21 protein-coding genes and 2 pseudogenes are annotated in these 22,791 nt (G+C 44.5%); 9 read left to right on the top strand and 14 right to left on the bottom strand.

Going from position 1 to position 22,791, the window contains the following annotated elements; translation table 11 throughout:
- Positions 1-126: 126 nt before the first annotated feature.
- A pseudogene (locus H5300_RS18505) lies at positions 127-564 on the bottom strand (2OG-Fe(II) oxygenase); the annotation flags it as partial.
- A gap of 367 nt (positions 565-931) precedes the next feature.
- Here H5300_RS18505 and H5300_RS18500 point away from each other — a divergent pair.
- Positions 932-1,720: an MBL fold metallo-hydrolase gene (locus H5300_RS18500; protein ID WP_182796582.1), complete on the top strand. Its 789-nt coding sequence runs from the start codon at positions 932-934 to the stop codon at positions 1,718-1,720.
- A 75-nt stretch (positions 1,721-1,795) separates the two neighbouring features.
- Here H5300_RS18500 and H5300_RS18495 read toward each other — a convergent pair whose 3' ends face one another.
- Both H5300_RS18495 and rimK read right to left on the bottom strand, forming a co-directional pair.
- Positions 1,796-2,224, bottom strand: a complete 429-nt coding sequence (locus H5300_RS18495) for a RimK/LysX family protein (protein ID WP_004733090.1) — start codon at positions 2,222-2,224, stop codon at positions 1,796-1,798.
- Positions 2,225-2,256: 32 nt separating this feature from the next.
- Positions 2,257-3,162, bottom strand: coding sequence for a 30S ribosomal protein S6--L-glutamate ligase (gene rimK / locus H5300_RS18490; protein ID WP_010428457.1), 906 nt, complete (start codon positions 3,160-3,162; stop codon positions 2,257-2,259).
- Positions 3,163-3,765: 603 nt separating this feature from the next.
- Here rimK and H5300_RS18485 point away from each other — a divergent pair.
- A complete protein-coding gene (locus H5300_RS18485; protein ID WP_182796581.1) occupies positions 3,766-5,550 on the top strand; it encodes an SgrR family transcriptional regulator in 1,785 nt (594 codons plus the stop codon).
- Between the two features lie 61 nt (positions 5,551-5,611).
- On the opposite strand, the gene H5300_RS18480 is transcribed toward H5300_RS18485, so the two are convergent.
- Positions 5,612-7,510: a methyl-accepting chemotaxis protein gene (locus H5300_RS18480; protein WP_259397714.1), complete on the bottom strand. Its 1,899-nt coding sequence runs from the start codon at positions 7,508-7,510 to the stop codon at positions 5,612-5,614.
- A gap of 278 nt (positions 7,511-7,788) precedes the next feature.
- Between H5300_RS18480 and H5300_RS18475 the strand changes: the two genes are divergently transcribed.
- Positions 7,789-8,850: an MBL fold metallo-hydrolase gene (locus tag H5300_RS18475; protein ID WP_061023147.1), complete on the top strand. Its 1,062-nt coding sequence runs from the start codon at positions 7,789-7,791 to the stop codon at positions 8,848-8,850.
- 133 nt (positions 8,851-8,983) lie between these two features.
- Here the strand turns inward: H5300_RS18475 and H5300_RS18470 are convergent, their stop codons facing one another.
- Positions 8,984-9,418 (bottom strand): MarR family winged helix-turn-helix transcriptional regulator, encoded by a 435-nt coding sequence (locus tag H5300_RS18470; protein ID WP_182796580.1) that lies wholly within the window; start codon positions 9,416-9,418, stop codon positions 8,984-8,986.
- Positions 9,419-9,515: 97 nt separating this feature from the next.
- Between H5300_RS18470 and H5300_RS18465 the strand changes: the two genes are divergently transcribed.
- From H5300_RS18465 to H5300_RS18450, 4 genes are all read left to right on the top strand, one after another.
- Positions 9,516-10,007: a DUF2798 domain-containing protein gene (locus H5300_RS18465; protein WP_017083213.1), complete on the top strand. Its 492-nt coding sequence runs from the start codon at positions 9,516-9,518 to the stop codon at positions 10,005-10,007.
- Between the two features lie 34 nt (positions 10,008-10,041).
- Positions 10,042-10,347 (top strand): DUF3861 domain-containing protein, encoded by a 306-nt coding sequence (locus tag H5300_RS18460; RefSeq protein ID WP_017083214.1) that lies wholly within the window; start codon positions 10,042-10,044, stop codon positions 10,345-10,347.
- Between the two features lie 207 nt (positions 10,348-10,554).
- Complete coding sequence (locus tag H5300_RS18455) at positions 10,555-11,319, top strand: hydratase (RefSeq protein ID WP_182796579.1); 765 nt, start codon at positions 10,555-10,557, stop codon at positions 11,317-11,319.
- A gap of 189 nt (positions 11,320-11,508) precedes the next feature.
- Entirely contained in the window at positions 11,509-12,867 is a 1,359-nt protein-coding gene (locus H5300_RS18450; protein WP_182796578.1) for a Na+/H+ antiporter NhaC family protein, read from the top strand.
- A gap of 105 nt (positions 12,868-12,972) precedes the next feature.
- Here the strand turns inward: H5300_RS18450 and H5300_RS18445 are convergent, their stop codons facing one another.
- Positions 12,973-13,533 carry a cysteine hydrolase family protein gene (locus H5300_RS18445; RefSeq protein ID WP_182796577.1) on the bottom strand — a complete coding sequence of 187 codons (561 nt, stop codon included), beginning with the start codon at positions 13,531-13,533 and terminating at the stop codon, positions 12,973-12,975.
- Positions 13,534-13,622: 89 nt separating this feature from the next.
- Here H5300_RS18445 and H5300_RS18440 point away from each other — a divergent pair, with 89 nt between their 5' ends.
- Positions 13,623-14,579: a GlxA family transcriptional regulator gene (locus H5300_RS18440; protein ID WP_182796576.1), complete on the top strand. Its 957-nt coding sequence runs from the start codon at positions 13,623-13,625 to the stop codon at positions 14,577-14,579.
- Between the two features lie 64 nt (positions 14,580-14,643).
- On the opposite strand, the gene H5300_RS18435 is transcribed toward H5300_RS18440, so the two are convergent.
- From H5300_RS18435 to H5300_RS18425, 3 genes are all read right to left on the bottom strand, one after another.
- A complete protein-coding gene (locus tag H5300_RS18435) occupies positions 14,644-15,804 on the bottom strand; it encodes a multidrug effflux MFS transporter (RefSeq protein ID WP_017079588.1) in 1,161 nt (386 codons plus the stop codon).
- Between the two features lie 310 nt (positions 15,805-16,114).
- Entirely contained in the window at positions 16,115-16,495 is a 381-nt protein-coding gene (locus H5300_RS18430) for a hypothetical protein (protein ID WP_182796575.1), read from the bottom strand.
- A gap of 155 nt (positions 16,496-16,650) precedes the next feature.
- Positions 16,651-18,363, bottom strand: a complete 1,713-nt coding sequence (locus H5300_RS18425; protein WP_182796574.1) for an RluA family pseudouridine synthase — start codon at positions 18,361-18,363, stop codon at positions 16,651-16,653.
- Positions 18,364-18,655: 292 nt separating this feature from the next.
- Between H5300_RS18425 and H5300_RS18420 the strand changes: the two genes are divergently transcribed.
- Positions 18,656-19,108, top strand: coding sequence for an NUDIX pyrophosphatase (locus H5300_RS18420; RefSeq protein ID WP_065606199.1), 453 nt, complete (start codon positions 18,656-18,658; stop codon positions 19,106-19,108).
- A 16-nt stretch (positions 19,109-19,124) separates the two neighbouring features.
- Here the strand turns inward: H5300_RS18420 and H5300_RS18415 are convergent, their stop codons facing one another.
- The 5 genes and pseudogenes from H5300_RS18415 to H5300_RS18395 form a co-directional block, all read right to left on the bottom strand.
- On the bottom strand, positions 19,125-19,562 hold the full coding sequence (locus H5300_RS18415; protein WP_017085392.1) for a bifunctional diaminohydroxyphosphoribosylaminopyrimidine deaminase/5-amino-6-(5-phosphoribosylamino)uracil reductase RibD: 438 nt from the start codon (positions 19,560-19,562) through the stop codon (positions 19,125-19,127).
- A gap of 166 nt (positions 19,563-19,728) precedes the next feature.
- Complete coding sequence (locus H5300_RS18410; RefSeq protein WP_182796573.1) at positions 19,729-20,283, bottom strand: nucleotidyltransferase family protein; 555 nt, start codon at positions 20,281-20,283, stop codon at positions 19,729-19,731.
- Complete coding sequence (locus tag H5300_RS18405; protein ID WP_182796572.1) at positions 20,276-20,569, bottom strand: putative quinol monooxygenase; 294 nt, start codon at positions 20,567-20,569, stop codon at positions 20,276-20,278. Before H5300_RS18405 ends, H5300_RS18410 begins: the two co-directional genes overlap by 8 nt.
- 963 nt (positions 20,570-21,532) lie before the next feature.
- The gene (locus H5300_RS18400) at positions 21,533-22,390 is read right to left on the bottom strand and encodes a hypothetical protein (RefSeq protein WP_182796571.1); all 858 of its coding nucleotides are present in this window, start codon (positions 22,388-22,390) and stop codon (positions 21,533-21,535) included.
- A pseudogene (locus H5300_RS18395) lies at positions 22,390-22,791 on the bottom strand (ABC transporter ATP-binding protein); the annotation flags it as partial. The gene H5300_RS18400 and the pseudogene H5300_RS18395, both read right to left, overlap by 1 nt.

Raw genomic sequence — 22,791 nt, 5'->3', positions numbered from 1 at the left:
GGGTGCTTGCAGCCCCAACCCGAGCATAAAAATATCAGAAGAATTCAATGTGGCTGGACCTTGTATTGGAGCCTATTTAGGAGGTGCATATTTTAACCCAAATCCACACAAAACGTCGAAGAGCCCTTTTAAATCGTAAACCACGAGCTCCCCTGCGTCTTCCTCAGACCATTCGTCATTCATGTAGAATACTGTGGTCAGGCGGCGGTTTTCGTTGCCTTTGAAGCAGTCTAAGTGCTTCTGGTAAAAGTCACCTTTTTCATATTTTGCAAAGTGCGCTTCGTATTCGAACAGACCTAAAAAGAACGCTTGGTTTGCCTCTAAACGAATTTGTTCCATTTTGTCTAGGAACAGAGATGCTGGTTCGCCCATATCACGGCGTACCCACTGAATTTTGTCACTACGAATCGTTGCTTCTCGTGCTACGTCATCGTTACGGCCGATCCTAGCCTTTTTCCAGTTCTCTGGAATGCAATCCCTCAATGCCACCACTTCTTCGTGAGTTAAGAAGTCATCCCAAACAAAGTAACCTTGGGTAGAAAGAGCATCGATCAATTGGTTCATGTATAGCACTCAGACAATAAATTAGAGGCGCATATATAGTCCGAATAACTTAGGTCACCAAATCACATGTTTTGTCGTTACGATAAATGGTGCTGAAGGCTTGAATCGCAAGGCCTATAGAGCAAGGTTTACGGCAATGCGGGCATTCGATAATGCTGAAAATATCGGATGAAATTAATAGCAATCTTTGGAATCTGTTCCCATTGTTCTGAGTTGAATTGGATTTGAGTAATTTAGTGAATACCAAGAGAAATCTTGATTCGAGTTCTCTATCCGGTTTTAGATTGTTGTTAACAAAATGATCACAATTGAAGTTGGATTTGCTATTGTATAGGTCTGACCAGTTGTTTTATCACAAGGAGCGGTTTTGCAGCTGCATACCATCAAAGGCTATATCCAAGACATGTATCTCGTAGAGTACCCTGACAGGTTGTTGTTACTTGATGGTGCGTGCCGAGCGGATATTCCCCACCTTAAAGTTTTCATTGAAGATGATCTTGGCCGTGAATTTAGCGACCTACACACAGTGGTTGTGACGCACATGCATCCAGATCACGCAGGAGCAGCACACAAACTCAGAAAGCTCACGAATTGTAATTTGGTTGCAGCAAATCGAGATAAGGATTGGTACCACGGCATCGATGGCATAGTGATGCATTTGACCGATTTGGCATTAGCACGGTGGATGGCGAACCGATTGGGTAAGCCCAAAGCAAACCTATGGTATTCAAGAAAGCTGAAGCCGGACTACAAGCTGTCGGATGGTGATAGCATTCCTGGCTTTGATGATTGGTTGGTTCTGGAAACGCCAGGCCATACCGATAGAGATCTCTCTGTCTATTGCCCATCACACAGCGTTGCTTATGTGGCGGACTTGATGGTCGAGGTCAAAAAGAAGCTGATTCCGCCTTTCCCAATTTTTCATCCCAATAAGTATCGAGAGTCGGTATCTCGTATCTATGAAATGCAGCTCGACACTTTGCTGGTGGCGCATGGGGGACAAGTGAACTTGAGTGAGCAAGCGTTTGAACATCTGCTGATGAGTGCGCCAAGAAGGCCAGTGACACATTGGCGAGTGACTAAAATCAAACTCAAAGGTTTGGTAAAATCTGTTTGGCGATTTGGGTTTAAAGATAAAAAAAATCGCCATAAATAATAAAGGCCAGTCTCAAAGACTGGCCTTTATTAGTGTGCGTTGTTGACTCACTATTTGAGCTGTGGAGCAGTTCAATTAGTGAGAAATTAGAAATTCGCCCGCTGGGTCAACAATCACTTTGTCACTCATGCCTTGACGACCAAGCAGCATCATATAAGTCATATCTTGACGGTTGCTTAGTGTGATATCGATAGGCCATTCCTGACCGCCGATTTTTAGCATGGTTTCAATCACACAACGGTGTTCAACTTCGCCGTTCGATGATTTGATTCTTTTACTCGTTTTCAGCTTCGCCTTGCAGCGTACTGTCTCTTCTAGGTGGTAAACGTCTGGGTGAAGATCGAACTCAACGAAGTTTTCACCATCTGTTTTTACACATAGTAGATTGTCTACGTGTAGAGAAGAGGTTTGAGCCCCTGTATCAACACGCGTATGTAGTCCAGTTATCCCTAACTCTGGTAAGCAAAGTGCTTCTGTATTCCCTATGATCATTTTATTGTTCATGTTTTTTCCAATCATGAGTAAACGGCGTTTAATCAGCCTTTGCCACGAGTACGGTTAGCGTTTGGTTTTGCATTTTTCTCGATAAATCCGAAAATCATGTCTGCTACATCTTTACCTGTCGCTTTCTCGATACCTTCTAGGCCTGGAGAAGAGTTCACTTCCATTACAACAGGGCCATTCTTAGATTGTAGAATATCGACACCACATAGGTTTAACCCCATGATTTTAGCTGCATTGATCGCTGTAGCGCGCTCTTCTTTGGTTAGTTTAACCAATTGAGCTGTACCGCCACGGTGCAGGTTAGAGCGGAATTCACCCTCACCAGCTTGGCGTTTCATTGCTGCAATAACCTTGTTACCCACAACAAAACAACGAATGTCTGCGCCATTAGCTTCTTCAATGAACTCTTGAACCAAGATGTTCGCTTTTAGGCCCATGAATGCTTCGATAACGCTTTCAGCTGCTTTGTTTGTTTCTGCTAGAACCACGCCGATACCTTGAGTACCTTCAAGAAGCTTGATAACCAGTGGCGCGCCACCTACGTTTTTGATCAAGTCTTGAATCTTGTCTGGGCGGCTAGCGAAACCAGTTTTTGGTAAGCCAATACCTTTACGAGACAACAGCTGTAGTGAGCGCAGTTTGTCGCGAGAACGACTGATTGCTACTGACTCATTGATACAAAAAGTGCCCATCATTTCGAATTGGCGAACAACCGCAGTGCCGTAAAAGGTAATGGAAGCGCCAATACGTGGAATAACAGCATCGTATTGAGGTAGCTCTTCACCCATGTAGCGAATCTTCGGATTGTTACTCGCGATATCTATATCACAGTGCAGCGTGTCGATAACATCGACCTGGTGACCACGAGCTTCTCCAGCCGCTTTTAAGCGAGAAGTAGAGTATAGGTTTTCGTTGCGAGAAAGAATTGCGATACGCATGGCGTTTCCTTAGTTAATACCTGATTGGTAACTGCAAATAAATGAGTTGTTAGCTGAGCTTTCAGTTTTTCTGAGGCTCTTTGCTTGCTTCGGGGCGAACCTTAAGACTTTTCGTTTAACTAAGAAAACGAATTAAATTTGTCGAGTCGACAACGGAAATTTATCGAATGTGTGAGCGATTGGTACAACTAGGTTGAGAGGGAGTTTGGAATGGAAAAGCGAGTTGAGACCTAACTCATATTGGGGGTAGGAGCCTATTAGGTTGTACTCAACTCGCGTTAACTCGGTGCTTAAAAGTGTACTAATAACGCCAGTTACATAGCTCTATAAGTGTTCGTAGTGCTTCTCTTTCGAGCTTGCTACAGGTGCTTTTTAGCTTATTAAGATAGTATTTTCTCATGATGATTACTTCTCTTGTATTAGGCTTTGGTGGGAGCTCAAAGTTCCTTGTTGACCCATTAATTATGGTTACTTAATAGGAAGTAATAAACAGATGGGTTTTTACTAAGTTGTTCCTGTTTTTGTCTTTTATCGCTACTTTTTGACTGATGTGTTTTATAATGGGCTTAATCAGGAAGGGTTGTTTCTAAAAAGGTTCATTATTTGTCTGATCTAAACATGATGCGTTACTACACAAGGCTGGATTCGTTTGAGCCTAATCTTTCACACTCGGTGACCTTAACCGAGGTCGCAGACAAGCTGTTCACCAGTTTACGCCATGCACGAACTTTGTTAGGCAAGATGCATCAGGCTGAATGGGTAATTTGGGAGCCAAAAGTCGGTAGGAATCAACGTTCAAATTTGACTTTGCGCTTTAGTAATCAACAGCTGACTCAACACGTTGCCGGTAAACTGATAGAGCAGGGTAAGTACGAAAAAGCGCTCTCACTTTTAGACAATGACCGCGCTGTATTTGGTTCTCTCCTTCAAGAAACCTCTGGCGCGACGATGCGTGAAGGATTGCTTCACGTTCAATTGACCTATAAGCGTAAGTTTGAAGACCTGTTCCCACATCATATTCACCGCAGTAGCGAACGCTTTTTGATCAGGCAAGTGTTCAGTTGCTTAGTCACTTGTAATGGTAAGGGCGAGTTGAAGCCTGAACTGGCGCACCATTGGGAATATGATGCTGAAAAGTTGGTTTGGACTTTCTATTTGCGCCCCGGCCTAACCTTTCACGATGGGCAACCCGTCGACGCCAAGCAACTCGTTTCGTTGTTTTCAGCCTTGCAAACCTTACCTTTTTATCAGACAGAGCTAGCCCATGTTGCTTCGGTTTACAGTGAGCAGCCATTGAGGGTCAGCTTTCAACTCACCAAAGCAGATACTGGTTTTGCTGGTTTACTTGCTGGCGTTAAGTATTCGATTCAACCCGCAGCGCAAGTCACCCATGAACCGTCTCCATTAAACTCGGTGTCACATGCAGTTATTGGTACCGGTCCATTTAAAGTGGTTGAGACCAATAATGAACGGATCAAGCTCGCGGCATTTGAGCTCTATTATGGTTGTCGGTCTTTAACCGATGAGGTGACCATCTGGCAGTTTGAAGAATCGATGACAGGCAGTGCTCGATTCGATGACAGCCAAATGCAAGTCTCGTCTTATGGAGATTCTTCTTGTTTCCATCAGCTAGGGAAAAGCGATACGGAGCTTGTTTCAGCAGACACAGACGGCCTTCGTAGCCGAGTCGAAGATGGGTGCTTGTTTATCCTGTTCAATCAGAATTCAGCGGCAACTCCGCTTAATAATGAGCAGCGAAAATACCTTTCAGAACTGACCAACCCACAAGCTATTTTATCTCAGTTGGAAAAAAACAAGGGTTTGTTCAGTGTCTCTTTTGCTGAAAACATCCTACCAAGTTGGCAAAAATTGTATCGAACGCCCCCGAAAGAGACGCAACTTCCTAAAAAGATGAGCATCGCCGTTTACAACTATTACGCTCTCTATCGATGTGCTATTTGCGTATCAGACATACTCAAACGATATGGTGTGGAAGTTGAGGTGAATACTTATAGCTTTCGAGAACTGGCACAACTCTCTCAGAGCGGTGACCTTAAAGAAGACTTGGTGTTGTGTAACCTCAATCTCGACGACAATGCGCCATCTTCATTGTTTTCGTGGTTAATGAATGACCCCGTGTTGCACTCGGCGCTAGGTGAGATGAACAGTGATTGGCTTAAACAGCGCTTAGATCATCACAAAGCCTCAGTTGAACTGCCGAATTACTTGGTAGAGTTGGAGCCCGTTGCGTCCACGTTGATTTCTGATTATTGGCTAGTGCCTATGTTCCATCACCTACAAACCGTGCGTTTCCAAGGCATTTTGAAAAACGTAGCCATCACCAACTGGGGATGGCCAGATTTCAAAAATGTATGGTCTGCCGATTAGCTTTAAGTTTTGCTGAAAAATTCAGGTCACTAGTTTTTCTAGGACGACTTAAATTTTGAGATCAGCATTTGAACTGAGAAACCAGATTCGTTAAATGCATCGCTTTGGTGCGTAAGTGCTGACACTCCTGCGCCGTTCGCTCAATCATGTTATCGCTCTCTCTGGCTATTTCAGAAATACCGGAGATGTGGGGCGATATCTCGTTGATCACATTAGATTGTTGCCCTGTCGCAGAGGCGATCTGCATGTTCATAGCATTCATCTCATCGACGCTATCAGAAATGCTCGATAGCTGTTGCTCTGAATTGGAAGCCTCTACTCGGCAGTTAGTTCCTAATGTGGTGCTCGTTTCTATCGCTGCCACGGCTTGTTGCGTGCGTTGTTGAAGTTGCTCGATGATGCCGCGTATCTCTTCAGTTGATGCTTGGCTTCGTGAGGCGAGTGTTCTTACTTCATCTGCAACCACCGCAAACCCTCGGCCTTGCTCACCAGCTCGAGCGGCTTCGATTGCCGCATTCAATGCTAACAAGTTCGTTTGTTCAGAAACACCGCTGATTACATCCAGCACAGTGTCGATAGAGTTAGCATCTTGAGCGAGTTGATTAACGATGGCCGTGGTGTCGTCGAGTTGTTGGTTCATGTGTTCGATACTTTCTGAGGTGACAGTAACCGATTTTTGGCCGATGTTTATTGCACCTGAAGCTCTGCTCGCACTATCGGCTGCACCGTTAGCGTTTTGGGCGATTTCGTCAGAGCTGGCTCCCATCTCGTGAATGGCTGTGGCGACTTGTTCTATTTGGCTAGTTTGTTGTTTGATGTCTTGTTCCATCAATTGAGCCATTCGATCCACGCTCTGAATGGATTCTGATATTTGCTGACCCGTATTCGACACGTCTTTAAGCAGGTCGCTAAGGTATTGAACAAATTGGTTATATCCTTTCGCAATCTGGCCTATTTCATCATGACGTGAGTCATCTAAACGAAGCGTTAGATCGCCACCGCCTTTTCCTATCTGTTGCAATAGTTCTGCAACTTCAACGAAAGGCAGCAACAGTTTGTTGGTCGCCCATGCTGCGATTGGTGTGTAGATTGCAGCGATGAGTAAAGCCATAAAGATGATGGTTTGACTGAACCCGTTTAATTCACTTAATACTTCTTGCTTAGGGATCTGAGTAATCAGAGTCCAACCAATCCCCGGCATCGCTTTAGATCCTAGAATTTGAGGCTGCCCGTCAACAACACTCTCATGAACAATGGTTTGCTGACTACCGAGCAGCAGGCTACTTTCAATCCCGACAGAGTTCAGTGACTGACCAATTAGGTTTTTGTCAGGGTGAACCTTGATGATCCCTTGTTTATCGACAAGAAAAACAATACCGCTTTTACCCACGCTGTAGTTGCTGATCAATTGGGTAATACTTTCCAAGGTCAAGCCGATGCCAGTTACACCGATACGTTCGCCGTTTCGAGTAACCGCATAGTTGACAAATAGCGCTGGGATTCCAGTGCCGGCATCAATATCTAAAGAGAGCTCAAACGCTTTATCTGACTGGATGAACCGGTAGAACCATTGGTCACTTTGTTCATTGGTTGAGATAGTTTTTAGAACGCCATTGTGTGTGTAGTAAGTACTTGCTTCGTTTGATACGTAATAGGCACTGATGGCATTGAATTCGTTTTTGACCGACTCAAGATAGGCGCGGAGGTTTTTCTCTGAGAGTGAGGCTTGTTTCATCAGAGGAGACAGCGTCATCATCTTTGATGCGAGAATAGGGGTTTCTAACTTCAGGTTGATTTCATTACTCACCTCGCCAAGCGAAGCAGGTAGCTCTCTTTCAAAGGTTCTATCAATTAAAATGGCTCGGCTCGATTGAAATGAATAAATCCCCATCACGCTGATAATGGCGAGAGCTGCGATGATCGTCGCCAATATTGCCTTAGTTCGTATAGTAAATTGCAATTTAGAGTCCCTTCTAAAAACGGCCAATGTTTATTTGTAAATATAATGTTAAATAAAACCTGACTCTTTGGTCAATAAACGAATTGTAGAAGTGAGAGTTGAACGATATTTGTACAAATATGGAAGATCATTCTTATTAGTACTTTCGAAGCCGAGTTCTATACATTCTCGTCTCGCAAATTAAACTTACACTCATTGGTTTACTTTTTAATTTTGACATGTAAACTAACCAGTGTAGTTTTTGCGTTGGGATAGACCAAATGATTAAAGAGATACCAATGAAAAAATATCTATTACCGATTTTAGGAGTACTTGCCGTGGTCGCTATCGTAAGCACAGGTTCACAATCAAACGACAATCTAGATAAGCTTCCGAAGAAATTTGTTAACAGTGAGCTGGAATACAAATCGGGTATGTCTGATATTTTTTCAATCCTGAAAGCTTATGTGACAGTGGAAAGGAATGAGCCGGTGCCGCGTGCTGCATTGCCTCTGATACCGATGACAGCCGTGCAACTGATCGAAGAACAAGACGACGTTGCTTACCGCTTAGGTCACTCTAGCGTGATGATGAAGCTGGATGGAAAGCTAGTGATGACCGATCCTGTGTTCAGTGATCGCGCATCGCCAGTGCAATGGATGGGGCCAAAGCGCTTCCACCCAACGCCAATCTCACTACAAGAATTACCTGATATTGACGTGGTAGTGATCAGTCATGACCACTACGACCATTTAGACAAAGGTGCCGTAAAGGTATTAGCCGACAAAGTAGGTACATTTTTGGTGCCACTCAGAGTTGGTGCATTACTGGAAAAGTGGGGCGTGGATAAAGCAAAGATTATTGAGTTGAACTGGTGGGAATCTGCAACGGCCTCAGATATCGAGTTTACTTTGACGCCAACACAGCACTTCTCTGGTCGTGGCTTACTTGATCGTGACCAAACATTGTGGGGGAGTTGGGTTATCAAGGCTTCAGATAAGAAAGTATTCTTTAGTGGTGACTCTGGTTACTTCAATGGCTTCAAAGAGATTGGTGAGCGCTACGGGCCGTTTGATTTAACCATGGTCGAAACGGGCGCATACAATTCACTTTGGGCGGATATTCATATGTTCCCAGAACAGAGCGTTCAGGCGCACATCGACCTGCAAGGTAAGGTGATGATGCCAATCCACAACAGTACGTTTGATCTTTCTATGCACGATTGGCAAGACCCAATGGAACAAGCTCTCGCGATAAGTAAAGAGCGAGGTGTGCGAATGGTAAGCCCTGTGATGGGTGAGCGTTTGGTGATTTCAGAACCAGTACCTGTTCAAGCATGGTGGAAACTAGCATCGAATTAGAGCTTGTATCCAGATAGACATAGCTAAACAGCTAAGCTGTACAAACCCAGTTTATACAAAAAACGCCACCGATCTTACGATTCGGTGGCGTTTTTGTTTTTTGACACGGGTGGCTTATTCGAAAGGGCTTCTTCTACTTAGAGCAACTTTCGAGATTCTTAGCCATTTTGTTCGCGATTTTTCGGAACTGTTCTAACTCATCGTCGGCCATGCCTTTGGTCATTCTCTGCAGCATCTCTCGATCAATATTCGATACCTTACTCATGATCTCTTGACCCTTATCGGTCAGAACCAATAACTGGCTGCGCTTGTCTTCTGGGTTCGGAGATTTCTTCACAAGTTCCTGACTGATCAAAGCGTTAATCAATCGAGTGACCTGTGCTTTATCGCGATTTAGGAAGTGTGCGATATCGATAGCCGTACATGGAGACTTCTTGGTAATGATCTTCATGACGCGAATGTTCATTGGTGCGATCTCAGAGTCCAAGCTCTCAATCTGCTCGTTCATTTGACGTTTCAAAGAGTGCACTAAGCGAAAGATAGACTCTAGCGATGTGTTATCAGACATAAACGATCCTCAGGAAAGTAGTTGACAATGTCAACCAATATATTTATAGTTGATATTATCAACTTAATTGTTCGTAAATTCAAGACAGGAAATAGATATGACGATTCAAGCAACACTAACGCCAACTCTTCCTGAGCAAAAAGGCACACCCGTTTTATACAAAGTTTTGGTCATGATGAGCTTAATGCTAACCATTGGCGGCAGCTTAACGGCCGTGATGACCTACATGAATGTCGGATTCGGCGAGGCATTCATCGGCAACTGGTTCTCTTCGTTAGCCCTAGCTGTCGTGATTATGATGCCAATTGGCATGGTGATGATGACTTTGGTGACTAAGTTGGTCGTCAAGGTATTACCCAATTATGGCGAGAAAGCTCGCAACCTAATCGTGGGATTGATTATGGCTTTTATCATGGAGTCCATCATGGCATTGGTAACAGCGGCAAATAACATTGGATTTTCGGATACATCGGCGTTTACCAGTGGATGGTTTAATGGATTTATTGCTGCGCTTCCGATTGGCCTTACGATCATGGTCGTGATGTCGATGACGGTTAAACCTAAGCTCGAACTATTCATGAAGAGCTAGCCAACACACTTTTTAAGCATTGTAGGAGATCCACATGACAGCATTCAAAGGCAAACATAACAACTACCGCATCACTATCGAAGAAGTGAACATCAAAGAAGATCGTGAACTGCAAACCATGCAGTTTGAAATTGAAGACAGAGAAAACATGTTCGCGATTGTTGAGAAGATCAAACAAGACAGCGGTTTAGATGAGCAATCAGCAGCACGACTAGGCGTGAGTATCCGCTTACTTGGCCCAATGATGATGCAAGATAGAAAGCACCCTCTGTTTGTTGATTTCATGCCTCACTTCAGAAACTTCATGCAGAATCTGAAGAAGACATTGAAAGGGCAGTAAAGCCTAATCATCAGTAATACATCGAAAAGCCAGTAACCAACTTACTGGCTTTATTTACATTTAAATCAAAATAGTTTCAGTTGTTTGCGTCTAGAATATGCGAAAATTGAGGACTAAATTTTCGGTGTTGCACCGTTGTTTAATTGTCTATTCAAGCTTCAAGAAATCCGATATTATACTAGTCATAAAACTAAAAGGTGGTATTATATGACAAATGTATTTAAGCAAGCAGCTGAAGAATTGCTAAGTCGCCGCGTTGCGGGAACTAAAGCACCAAGATTGGACGAACAGTACCGTCCGAATAACTTGGAAGATGCGCTAAAGATCCAATCATCAATGATCGATCTTAAGAGCGACAAGGTCGGTGGTTGGAAGTGTTTGCTTCCTTTAGCTGAAGACAAGTTCATTGTTGCGCCTATCTTCTCGGGCACCGTTCAGCAAGGCGAGGTTTGCGAACTGTTTGCAGACAACGACGTAGTACGTGTTGAGCCTGAAATTGCATTTACTCTTGCTAAGAGCTTGCCTGCAAGCCAAGAAGGTTACAGCGAAGAGCAAATCAATGACGCTATTGGTTCTTGTCATATGGCTCTTGAGTTAATGCAATCTCGCTTTGCTGATGACAGTGGTGCCGAGTTCTACGAAAAGCTTGCCGATGGCCTAGTAAACCAAGGCTTATTCATTGGCCCTGAGATTGATCGCGAAAAAGCGTTCACTTCTGCAGAGATCAGTATTGAAGTGACACAAGGCGAGCAAGTTCAAGCATTCGACGGTAAGCACCCAAATACACTGCCACCAAGCCCAATTTACTGGCTGATTAACTACATGACACGTCGTGGTGTTGATTTCCAAGCGGGTGAAGCTATTATCACGGGCTCTTACTGCGGTATCGTGGAAATGGAATTCGATAAGCCAACGACCTTCCACTACGAAGGCATTGGCGAATACCAAGTGACGTTCAAGCAGAAACGCTAACTTCTAGCGGCGCACTATCTGTTATCGAAAGGCTGTTTACTGATGAGTAAATAGCCTTTTTTATTACGTGATGCTCAATAGGGTTCTTATTACTTTGCATTAAATTAGGCGTTTAGACGTCTAGACGTTGACAAGTTCTAAGTGTGACATTAGTCTGCTCTCCTTCCTGTTCTATTGTGTTGTCGTTCCATGTCCAATTCAAAAAATTCTAACGCGGTAATTGCCCCTTCGGCAGTGGCGCTTATCCCTCTGATTGTGTTCCTATCGTTGTTTATTGGCGTAGGTACGTACTTGTCACTGCAAGGCGTCGATTTTGCTTTCTATCAGCTTCCAGCTCCGATTGCAGCTTTGCCTGCTGTGATGTTGGCGTTGTTGCTAAGCAAAGATAAATTGAACCGCGCTATCGAACAATTCTTAGGTGGCGTGGGTCACAAAGACATTATCGCAATGTGTATGATCTACCTATTGGCGGGTGCTTTTGCGGCTGTGGCTAAAGCGTCTGGTGGCGTGGACGCGACGGTAAACCTAGGTCTATCGGCGATTCCGACAAGCATGATCCTGCCGGGCATCTTCCTTATTTCTGCTTTCATTGCGACCGCAATGGGCACATCTATGGGTACCATCGCTGCGGTTGCCCCTGTTGCGCTAGGTATTGCTGACTCAGCTGGCATGAGCATTCCACTGACGGCTGGTGTTGTTTTAAGTGGCGCGATGTTTGGTGACAACCTTTCTATCATTTCTGATACCACGATTGCCGCGACACGCTCGCAAGGCTGTGAGATGAGAGACAAGTTTAAAGAGAACATCCGCATTGCACTGCCTGCTGCTCTTATCGCGATTGTTATCTTTGCTTTTAACAGCACGGCAACTCAGGTTCCTGAAACAGGTCCAATCGAGTGGCTGAAAGTCCTTCCGTACATCACTATTTTGATTCTTGCGGTATCTGGCATGAATGTCTTTGTCGTGTTGACGATTGGTATCTTGCTGGCGGGTGGCGTGAGCCTAGGTTCTGTTGAGAACTACGGTATGACGGATTACGCTCAAGACATCTATGCAGGCTTCGGCAACATGCAAGAGATCTTCTTACTGTCGATGCTGATTGGTGGTTTGAGTGAGCTAATGCGTCGTCAAGGTGGATTGGCGTTTCTGACTAACTTGGTAAGTGGTGTGATTCGTGCGTTTGGCTCTTCACACTCTAAGCAAGCGAATGGCCGTGCGAGTGAGCTAGGTATTGCTGGCTTGGTGTCTATGGTGAACCTATGTACGGCAAACAACACGGTAGCGATTATTGTGTCTGGTAGTGTGGCTCGCCAATTGGCGGAAGAGAACAATGTGTCTCCACGTCGTTCTGCAAGCTTGTTGGATATCTTCTCTTGTGTGATTCAAGGCGTATTGCCTTACGGTGCGCAGGTATTGCTATTAGGTTCGGTATTTAACCTATCGCCTTTGGATATTGTAGCCAACTCGTACTACTGTTTTGCTCTTGCAATCGTGGCTGTAGTCGCTGTGTTTATCAAACACCCGGCACGCCAAGTGGTTAACGCTTAGTTGTCATTGACCAAACTCAGTCGTAACTGGCTTTGATAAGAAGGCTCCTTAATAGGAGCCTTTTTTGTGTTTGTAATGAACAGACTGAAAATTTCGGCGTACTTGTTAAAGAAGACTTTCAAGCTCACTGGCCGTTGCGACATTGCAGTAACCAAAGCTAAGCGCTGCCATGAATGCGGCATGGACATGCGCTGCTGGAACCTTAACGCCATTGAACTCCATGTCTAAGGTTGTGCAAGCGTCATGCGCTACGTGGCATTCATAGCCCAAATCGGTTGCTGCACGAGTTACAGCATCAATACACATGTGGCTCATTGCGCCAACGATGATCAGCTTTTCAACGCCTTGCTCTTTTAGCACCTTGTTCAGTTCGGTGTCTCTAAAGCTATTGATTTGATGCTTTACTATGACTGGCTCACCGTCTAGCGGAGTCACGCTGCTGTGGATTTGAGCACCGTCTGATTCTGGTAAGAAGAACGGAGCATCATTCGTCGGAAACTCATGACGTACATGAACCACAGGAAGTTGCTTGTCTCTGAAAGCGGATAATAACTGTGCACCTTTTTCGGCTGCTTTTTCTGTTTCAGACAGCGCCCATTTTGCACCTTCGTATGAAGGGAAATAGTCATTTTGAAAGTCGATAAGTAGCAGGGCTGTGTTCTTCATAGTCTATACCTTTGTATTTGGTGTGTTGCGGTGTAGGGATATTATGAATACTCTGTAGTTTTTATCGCACGTCAAAAATGACAGACTCTATGGCAATAGTGACAAAATCAGTAATGGTCGAAATCATCGACTATCCAGGCTCTTTGCAAAGTGCCGTGTTTGGAGTGAAAGAGTTTCTCCAATTGGCGAATAGTATTGAGTCTTCCAATGAGCAGGTTCAGTTTCATGTTGAAATTAAGCATCACGACGACTTGTCTATGTCGACCAACGGACCACTTGAGAACTCAAAGGCCGACATCATTCTAGTGCCGCCAAACTTAGATGGCAGCTACTACTTAGAGCCAGATGAAGGGCTGTTGGACTACCTTGTGCAGTCTCATCAACGTGGGGCGATCCTGTGTTCTGCTTGCGCGGGCGTGTTTATTTTGGCGGGAACGGGTTTGTTGCAAGGACGAACCGTGACAACGCATTGGCAAGCGCAGCAACAGTTTTCGGATCAGTATGCTGAAGTCGATGTTGATGTCGACAAAATCTTGATTGATGACGCTGACATTATCACCGCAGGTGGTTTGATGTCGTGGATGGATCTCGCTTTGTTTATCCTGACCAAATACACGACACCGACCAACACTCGTAATCTAGGTAAATATTTGGTGCTTGATACGGGGTTGAGAGAGCAACGTTACTATCAGAGCTTTGTGCCGAACTATGCTCACGGCAATGACAAAATTGTGTCGGTGCAGCGTTTTATTCAAAAGAACCATCACCTTTCGCTGTCTCTTGATCAATTGGCTGAAGAAGCGTTTATGACTCGAAGAACCTTTATTCGTCAATTTACCAAGGCGACCAGTTTTACGCCGATTAACTATATCCAACATGTACGTATTCAAAGTGCATGCGAGTTATTGGAAAGCTCCCATAAACCGGTTGAGCAGATCAGCTATCTGGTTGGCTATGAGGACGTAAACAGCTTCCGAAAAGTCTTCATGAAAATCATTGGCTTAACGCCATCAAGGTTTCGCTCTAGATTTTTATCTGAGGAATGATTTTTATTAGTCACCATTCCTCAGGCTTATCGACTGGTACTGTCAGTGACCATCTTGGAGGGGCTTAATTTAGCTTATTAATCACGAACTCTTTGTTTCTGACCATCAGCCACATCAGGCCGCCTAGCGTACCGACGGATAATTGAATAAAGCCTAGGTTTTCAATCAGTGACTCTGGGCGTATTGAAACCAACACCATGCCAAGCGAGCCACAAATCATGCTGAAGAACTGTATCAGTGCGACGGCAGAGCCCGTGTCATGATCTTGTTGGTTCAACATCAAGTTGGTGCCCGGTACTCGCATGATGATCGCCATCAGTGTCGCTGGTGCTGCGATGAACATGAAGAACCAAGGGGACAGGTCGCCAATAGTTAGGGTGAAGATTCCCGCAAGAGCTAATAAAGCAAAACATCCTGAGATGACCTTTTGAACCGGCATTCGGTAGGACAACTTCATGTAAATTGTTGGACCAAATGAGGCGCACAATGCATTGAATGCGAACGCGTAACTAAATTGTTGTTCGGTCAATCCAAAGTGATCGATGTAGATATAAGAACCCGCCGCAAGAAAGCCCATCAACGCCATCGGTATGATAGAGAAAATGACCAGTAGCTTGACGAACGAGCGGTTTTTCATGACCACGCCCATTCTTCCCCATGAGCGGAATATAGAACCTTGGTATTTGTTTTCGAGTGTTTCTCGGTAGCAGCAAGCTAATACTGACGCAAATGCACCAAAAATGGCGAGCGTGACAAACATCATTCGCCAAGAAGCAATTTTCAGTAAAAAGGCGCCAAACACAGGCGCAACCATTGGTGCGATGATCACCAGTGACATGATAGTCGCCATGATCTTTTCACGTTCTCGGCCGTCATAAAGATCTTTGACAATGGCGGTAGCGATAACGGTGATAGCACTGCCAGCAAAGGCTTGGAATACACGAGCGCCAATTAACTGTTCGATGCTATTGGTCATCGCACACAATATGCTCGCGACCATATAACCCGCTAATCCAATTAATAGGATCGGCTTACGACCAAATTTTTCGCTGAGCGGCCCCCAGAACAAAAGACCGATGGCGTAAGTAACGAAGTAGCTGCTCAGGGTTAGGTTGACCATTGATCGGTCAGTATTAAACACCTCGACCATCTGCGGAAGCGCAGGTAAGTAAAGGTCGATGGTCAATGGAGGGAAAGCACTTATTATGACGAGAAAAAATAGCATACCGGTCTTTCCCAGTACTGGTTGTGGTCTCTTCAAGGTGGCTCTCCGTTGTCCAAGATAGGTTTCTAATTGATGTGATATTGATATACAGAAGACTAAGGCACGTCAGACAAGAAGGATAGAGTCGTTCAAGACGATGGTGAAAGTATCGACGAACTTATCTCTATGAGTTCGAACCTATCAAGTCGGTCTGCGTACTGAATTGTATTACAAAACATTATTACTTTTATAGCTAACGAGTTCAATCAGTTAGTAGCAGGGTAGCTTGTAATCGCCAACGACACATTGTAGTGGTTATCGGCTTGGCTTGTTATCTTTTCTTTGGGCGCTTTTCGACTAAACCGTTACGCTCTAAACCGCGTCTAACGCTACTGCATAGCTTACCAAAACGGCGCAGTTCTTCGAAGTTGGGGCCTTGGCCAATGGAAATACTGTGCTCCCAGTACATCAACTCACTGTCGACCATCTCTAGTAGCTTCTTAGAGCAACCCGAGCAGTTTCCTTTTGGCCCACAGATAAACGTCTCCGATTCGTAAAGTGGGAGTTCGTTTTTAACTTCTTCAATTAAGCTCAGCATTGCCAAATTTAGATTAGGCTTTTTGGTTGCTAGTGGTTTCAAGCTTAGTGCTAGCGAAGCGATCACGGAAGAAGTAGTTGTGTTGGGTTGTATATTCAAAGCAGCTGATGACATATCAAAGGCCTCAAGGAGAGAAGAAGGTGGGCATGCTACTCTTCACAACAAAGTGAATCTTGATGTAGTGCAATAAGCGTGGAGATATACCCAAAAGAGGTAGGAACCACAAGCGGTGTGACTCCCTTTTTAAAGCTCGATACTAATGAGAGATTTTAGAATTCAGCGTCGAACTGGAACTCCATCCACTCTTTGGTGACTGGGTGGTGAAGTGCAAGTCTTTCTGCGTGTAGGTGCAGTCGGTCGGCTTTATTGCCATATAGGCCATCACCCACGATAGGCATGTTAAGCCCTTCTTGGTGTGAACAGTGAACACGTAACTGGTGTGTACGGCCTGTTTTAGGGTGCAGGTAAACCTTAGTGGTTTGCTCGTTTCGCTCAATCACTTCCCATTTGGTTTCTGCAGGCTTGCCGTGTTCGAAGCAAACAATCTGACGAGGGCGGTCATACAAGTCACCGCGCAATGGCAGTCGAATATAGCCTTCATCTTGGTCTAGCACACCTTCAATCATTGCGACATATCGCTTCTCAACTTCACGAGTAATGAACTGCTTCTGTAGGCTTTTGTTCGCACGTCGTGTAAGCGCAAATATTAGAATGCCAGAGGTCGCCATATCCAAACGGTGGATAACAAATGGCCCTTCAACATCGGGGTGCATTTCTTGAACGCGTGTGTAGGCCGAGTCTTTAATGTTTTTACCCGGTACGGATAGAAAACCTGCTGGTTTGTGTACCACAACGATGTGATCGTCTTGGAACAGGATATCGAGGTCTTTGCCTTCAGCTGGGTTTTCTAGCAATGGGTTGGGATCGACTTCTAAGCCTTTCATCATGTGACCTAAAATCGGTACACACTTACTTTGGCAAGACGCGTAGTATTTCTTGTGTTTACGGATTTCCGATTTCGGTGAACGACCCCACCAAAATTCAGCCAATGCCAGCGGTGTGTAACCGTTCAAATACGCGTATTGCAGCAGCTTTGGAGCGGCACATTCGCCAGAACCCGCTGGTGGTATCTTGTTTGGGGTGTCTTCAAAGATCTGGTTCAGATCCTCAATGTTTCCTTCCGCATTCTGGAAAGCGTATTGTGAAAACAACTTGTGCTGAAGTTGATGAGAAAGGTGTGCTCTTTGCTCTTTTAGCTCAGCCAGTTGAGTGGTGAATACATCAACTTTAGCTTGCAACACTTGCAGAGCCTGTTCCCAGTTAAGCTTCAGGTACTTCTGTTGGTTCTTGTCGGCAACACTGGCTTTGTTTAACTCGTTATTCAGTTGTTCGAAAGCTTGCTCATCAAGGTTTTCTTTGCCTTGTTCACGTTGTTCTTTACGCGTTTTTCGGCCTTCAATAATCAATAGACGTTGCGCTTCAATCTCTTGCTCAGCTTGCGCTTTCTGCTGCGCCAGTTGCTCGCACAATTTAAGGTATTCAGTATTTGCTTGCAGCGCCTTAAACTCAGCATTTACAGCCATCATGTCGGCTGTGTCTTGATGGAAAAAGCTATCGCTGCTCAACATGTCGAATACGGGCGGCACAAAGTGAGGCAGTAGGTTTTGGTCTGCGATTTTTCCAGAGAAAGCAGAGAAGTAACCCAATTCACCTTCTGGGCTTTTCACCAGTAACACACCAAACATTTTGCCGCGACCAGCGTCAGAATCTAGTCCGAAGTCATGCTGCCAGTCGGTTTGTGTTTCTAGATATTGTTGAAGCTGATGAGAGGCTATTTCACACAGTGGGTGCGGTTCGTAGTAGAACGGGAATGTGAAACGCTCAGGCAACGAATATGACTCGATCGGCTGTTGAAAACGAGTGAAGCAATGCTCAGGTGTGTGGCTGTTTTCTGAGTCGTGCGTTGGTTTTGATGAGTGCATAGTCGTATTAATACTTATATTCGTGGTGATAAATGGTTGTGAGTCTACGGTGTATGTTTAGAGGCTTTAAACACAGTACGAGGCGGCGATTCTACTCTTTATCGAAAAGCGCCTCAAATAAGAAATGGTTCTATTACAGGATAGCTAAGTGAGATGGTTAACACTGAACCCATGAGTTATGGCTTGAACTTCATTAATTGATGAGTAACTTCTCGTTTCTAATCAGAGAAGGTAACTTAACAAGTGAAGGGTGGTAGCCTTGCCGCCCTCTTATTCAACCTAAGGTAACGTGATGATTCCACTCAATACTTCGATTGTATCCGGTGTCGCTATTTCAGAGATCGACGGACAAATGAAAATGCTAATAATGAAGCGTGTGAAGGGCGAGTTTTGGTGCCATGTCGCAGGCTCGATTGAAGCGGGCGAAACAGGTTGGCAGGCTATCGTGCGCGAATTTGAAGAAGAGACCCAAATTAAAGTGGAAGCTTTGTATAACGCGCAGTTTCTGGAGCAGTTTTACGAGGCTCACGTTAATGTGATTCAGCTAATCCCTGTGTTTGCGGTGCTATGCCCACCCAACCAAGCGATTGAACTGAATGACGAACATACAGAGTACTGCTGGTGTAATTTAGAAGAGGCAAAAGCGTTAGCGCCATTCCCTAACCAACATGCGGTCTACGATCATATCTGGTCGTATTTTGTCGATAAGCCAGTCAATCCGCTTTACCGAGTGAAATTGAACTGATACTTGCTGTTTAGATCTAGGACTTACCAAGGTAAGGGGTTAAAAAGGCGCTTACTTGCGCTTGGCATAACCCCACATCCACCTTCACGCCGTGCGATTCAAGGATCGCAACACCACGGCCATTATTGCGAGGGTCAGGGTCTAGCATTGCTACTACTACGTGTTTTACACCGGCTTTAACCAATGTATTGGCGCAAGCGGGTGTTCTGCCAACAAATGAACATGGCTCTAAAGTTACGTAAGCGGTAACCCCTTCCATTTCTCCGTCCAATCCGTCGTCATAGCTATTGAGCGCTTCAACCTCGGCGTGGTTTCCGCCGACTTTTTGCGTGTACCCAACAGATACCACCTTATCGTTCTTTACCAAAACGCAGCCTACTGGCGGGTTTGGTTGGCAATCGGGTAGGGCTTGGCGCGAAGCTTCGAGTGCTTGCAGCATGTATTGTTGGTTCATGGTCGTTACTCAGTATGACGAGAGAGCGTAGCAGCTAGTCGCCACGCGCGGTTGATGAGTTGGTTAGTTACTAACTAACTTACTAAGTTAATAAGCTAACAAGTGGGGCATGTTCGATCTGATTGGGATTTTAGTCAATGGTTTTAGCGTTGAATTCGAAAGCTAGTTAACTGTGACTAATCGTTAACTTGGACCACTGGGTCAGCCAGTTCTTGGATTGTACTCTTTGATCAAAGATATCTCGGTTACGCTTTGGGTTGGGTGTGATTTGCAAATCAAACAAACTCTCTAAACCAAAAGACGAAATACATTCGATGTCTCCATTGAGGCTTTGCTTTACGGCGACTGCGGTCTCTTTCTCTGGCCAGTAACTCATCGCATCCAATGAGCCTTGGTAAGGTTCATCCCCATTTCTGGTGTGCATGCAGGCTTGATTGCGAACTTGCCAATTCAGTTCAGGTAACCGTTGTTTAAGCAGAGCCTCGTATTGAAGATTCGATTCGTAAGAGGTATCAATGGGATCAAAGTAGATCACATCAATATCATTGAGTGGAGTCGGGGAGGCATAACCATGTAGGTGATCCCAAACGAGGTTTCTCACAAAGCCGGCAGCAACATAGCACTGCGGCAAATCCAGCTGAGCGACACAGTCTAAAACCTGCATTCGTAAGGGATCTTGCTTGATCAACGTGACGATACGGTTGGCTAGCGGGTCAATCATTAGGTGTCAGAACATCGGTGACTTGGTAGTGACGTGTTGCATTCTTCGAAATGTCACCCCATTCAGACGTTTTTACTCGCTGTTGGTGCGCTTCGAATGCTTCTCGGCTAGTGAATTCTTCATACACTTCAAAGCGATTAGGTTGAAGTGTGCTCTGACTGACTCGAAACACAATACAACCAGGTTCTTCCAGTGTCAGTTCTTTGTGCACAACCAAGGCTTGTGTGACGGCTTCTAGGTCGTTGTCTGGCACGAGAATATGCCCTTGCAGAATTACTTTACTCATAATTACGTCCATTTAATTACGTCTATTTAATTTTGTCCACTACGGATTTTTTCTATAAAAAGCTTTACCCGTTACAAACATAATCCCATTTTGATGTTGTGACGTATAGGCTAATGTGGCGATTAATTGTTCACATTGAATACATCATTAGTTACAGCGTAACTTTAGATGCGATGTGAGCAATAAAAAATAAGATGCTGGAACTAAATCCGCGTTGGTCCGGTCTATTAAATTAGTATCATTGAACTGTATTGATACTGAAATGAATTTGTCATCTGAGAGAACTAACCTTAATTTTGAAGAGCGGCTCATAGGATTGAATTGAGCCATAGTTGATAGATAGGTCATACTTTGATGTAAATGGTACTCAAAACTCTATAAATTTTGTGATTTGTATCATTGATCTGGACATCAAACACCGTTAGATTCGAATGGTTGGCAATAAAAATAGCTCATGAAGAGCAGTTAAAGAAAAGGAAATATCCCTTATGAAAAAAATGAGAAGAGCACAGCTTCATCGCGTTCGCATCCAATACTGGAAAGACACAGCGAAAGAAGCTTCAAAGAAATAAGCTTTGAATCGTAAAGCTTTAAGATAAAAAAAAGCTGAAAAGCTTAATCAAATGTAAAACGCAACAAATCGATTTCATTAGCACTCTCAAGGACCTTCATCTGGTCGGCGACTAAAGAAATCATCCTCCAAAGAGCTGACAGGCATTAACAACAATGCATTCAATGTCAGCTCATTAATACCTCCTCTTAGATTCTCTTGTTGCTTCACTCTATTACTCCTAACTAAAACCCCTTTGTCCCTTTGTCCCTTTGTTCTTGTTACCCATCTCTGTATTGGCAAAGTCGTGATCAAAAAAAGCTCCCGATTTCTCAGAAGCTTTGATTTAGATTTTGATATCTGATGTGGTTAACTGCTCGGGAGCGACAACACCAACGTCAGGAGCGAATGCGTTAACGTTGGAAGAGCGTCTTCAAACTGACATCATCGGTTCGGTTCAGCTTTAGGCTCAGAAGATAGCCACCAACACCGATCAGTGCGTAAATACCTAGAGATAAAATCGGCGCTTCTGCAATCGCACTTAATGGGTTGCTTGCTATGAGCACATTCATTGGCAATGACGCGATGAGAGATAGGAAGTCATTGATGCCATAGAACCCAAACACGGCGACAGAGAGGAACTTAATCGCATAGCTTGAGATGAAAATGACAAGCAATGGAGAGTTTACCAGCTGCGAAATCGCTAGAGTGACGGTTGCCAGTGGCAATAAAACCAGTGCAACTAACATCATTCGTCCAAAAAACACGACCCAGTTGCTCAGCACATAAAACAGAGATTGCTGCTCAACCAATAGCGCCAATTGTTGTTCACTTGAGACGTTCAATATCCAGAATAGAAAATCTGCGAACAGCACTAACAATGCACAGATAGCCGGAATAACCACTAAACCGAATCCTAGCTTCACGCCGTGAGTCATTGCGTTAGATACCGGCATACTTCTCCAAAACATCGAACTGCCTTCTTGGCGTTCTTTACGCAGCGTTTTAGGGATATATAGCGTCGACAGGATCAGTGAAATAAGGCCCGCGCCAAAGTAGATCACTGAGTTGAGATCTTGTGCGAACTCTCTGTGGATGTCGCTCACGTCACCGTTCACTTGCATTTCAAAGAAAAACTCATGTTGTACTGCGCCATTAAAGAACAGACCAACGAACAGTAAGAAACCACATAACGCGACAAACAGAGGCAATCGAGTGTTAACTTTGTGCTCGATGAGTTCTTTTTCTAGCATGTAAAAACTTGGATGCATTATGCCTTCTCCATCTGTGTTGCAAGGAATAGATCTGCGAGACCAACGTTATAGATGTTACCCAGTGATTCAACCTGCGCTTTGTATTGACCTTCCAATAACCACTTAGTAGTGCCTAGCCCTGATTGTGAGGTCAGTGGGTTGAGTTTCTGAATCTCGCTTGAATGGTTGTTTGCGACTTCAATAATGAAATAGTCGCTCTCGATGTCTTCCATGCTTTTTTGCAGGACACAATGACCTTGCTTCAAAATCAGTACATCCGTTAATAGGTGTTCAATTTCTGAAACCTCATGGCTTGCAATGATCATGGCGCGTTCGCCGTCGTGGAACCATTCTAGTAGGTGGCGATAAAAAGTATCGCGGTACAGCAAATCTAAGCCCAGTGTAGGCTCATCTAAGAT

Source organism: Vibrio sp. SG41-7 (genome assembly GCF_014164465.1).
Taxonomy (GTDB): Bacteria; Pseudomonadota; Gammaproteobacteria; order Enterobacterales; family Vibrionaceae; genus Vibrio; species Vibrio splendidus.
Note: the sequence above shows the minus strand (reverse complement) of the source record. Positions and strands in the feature narration are given on the sequence as shown.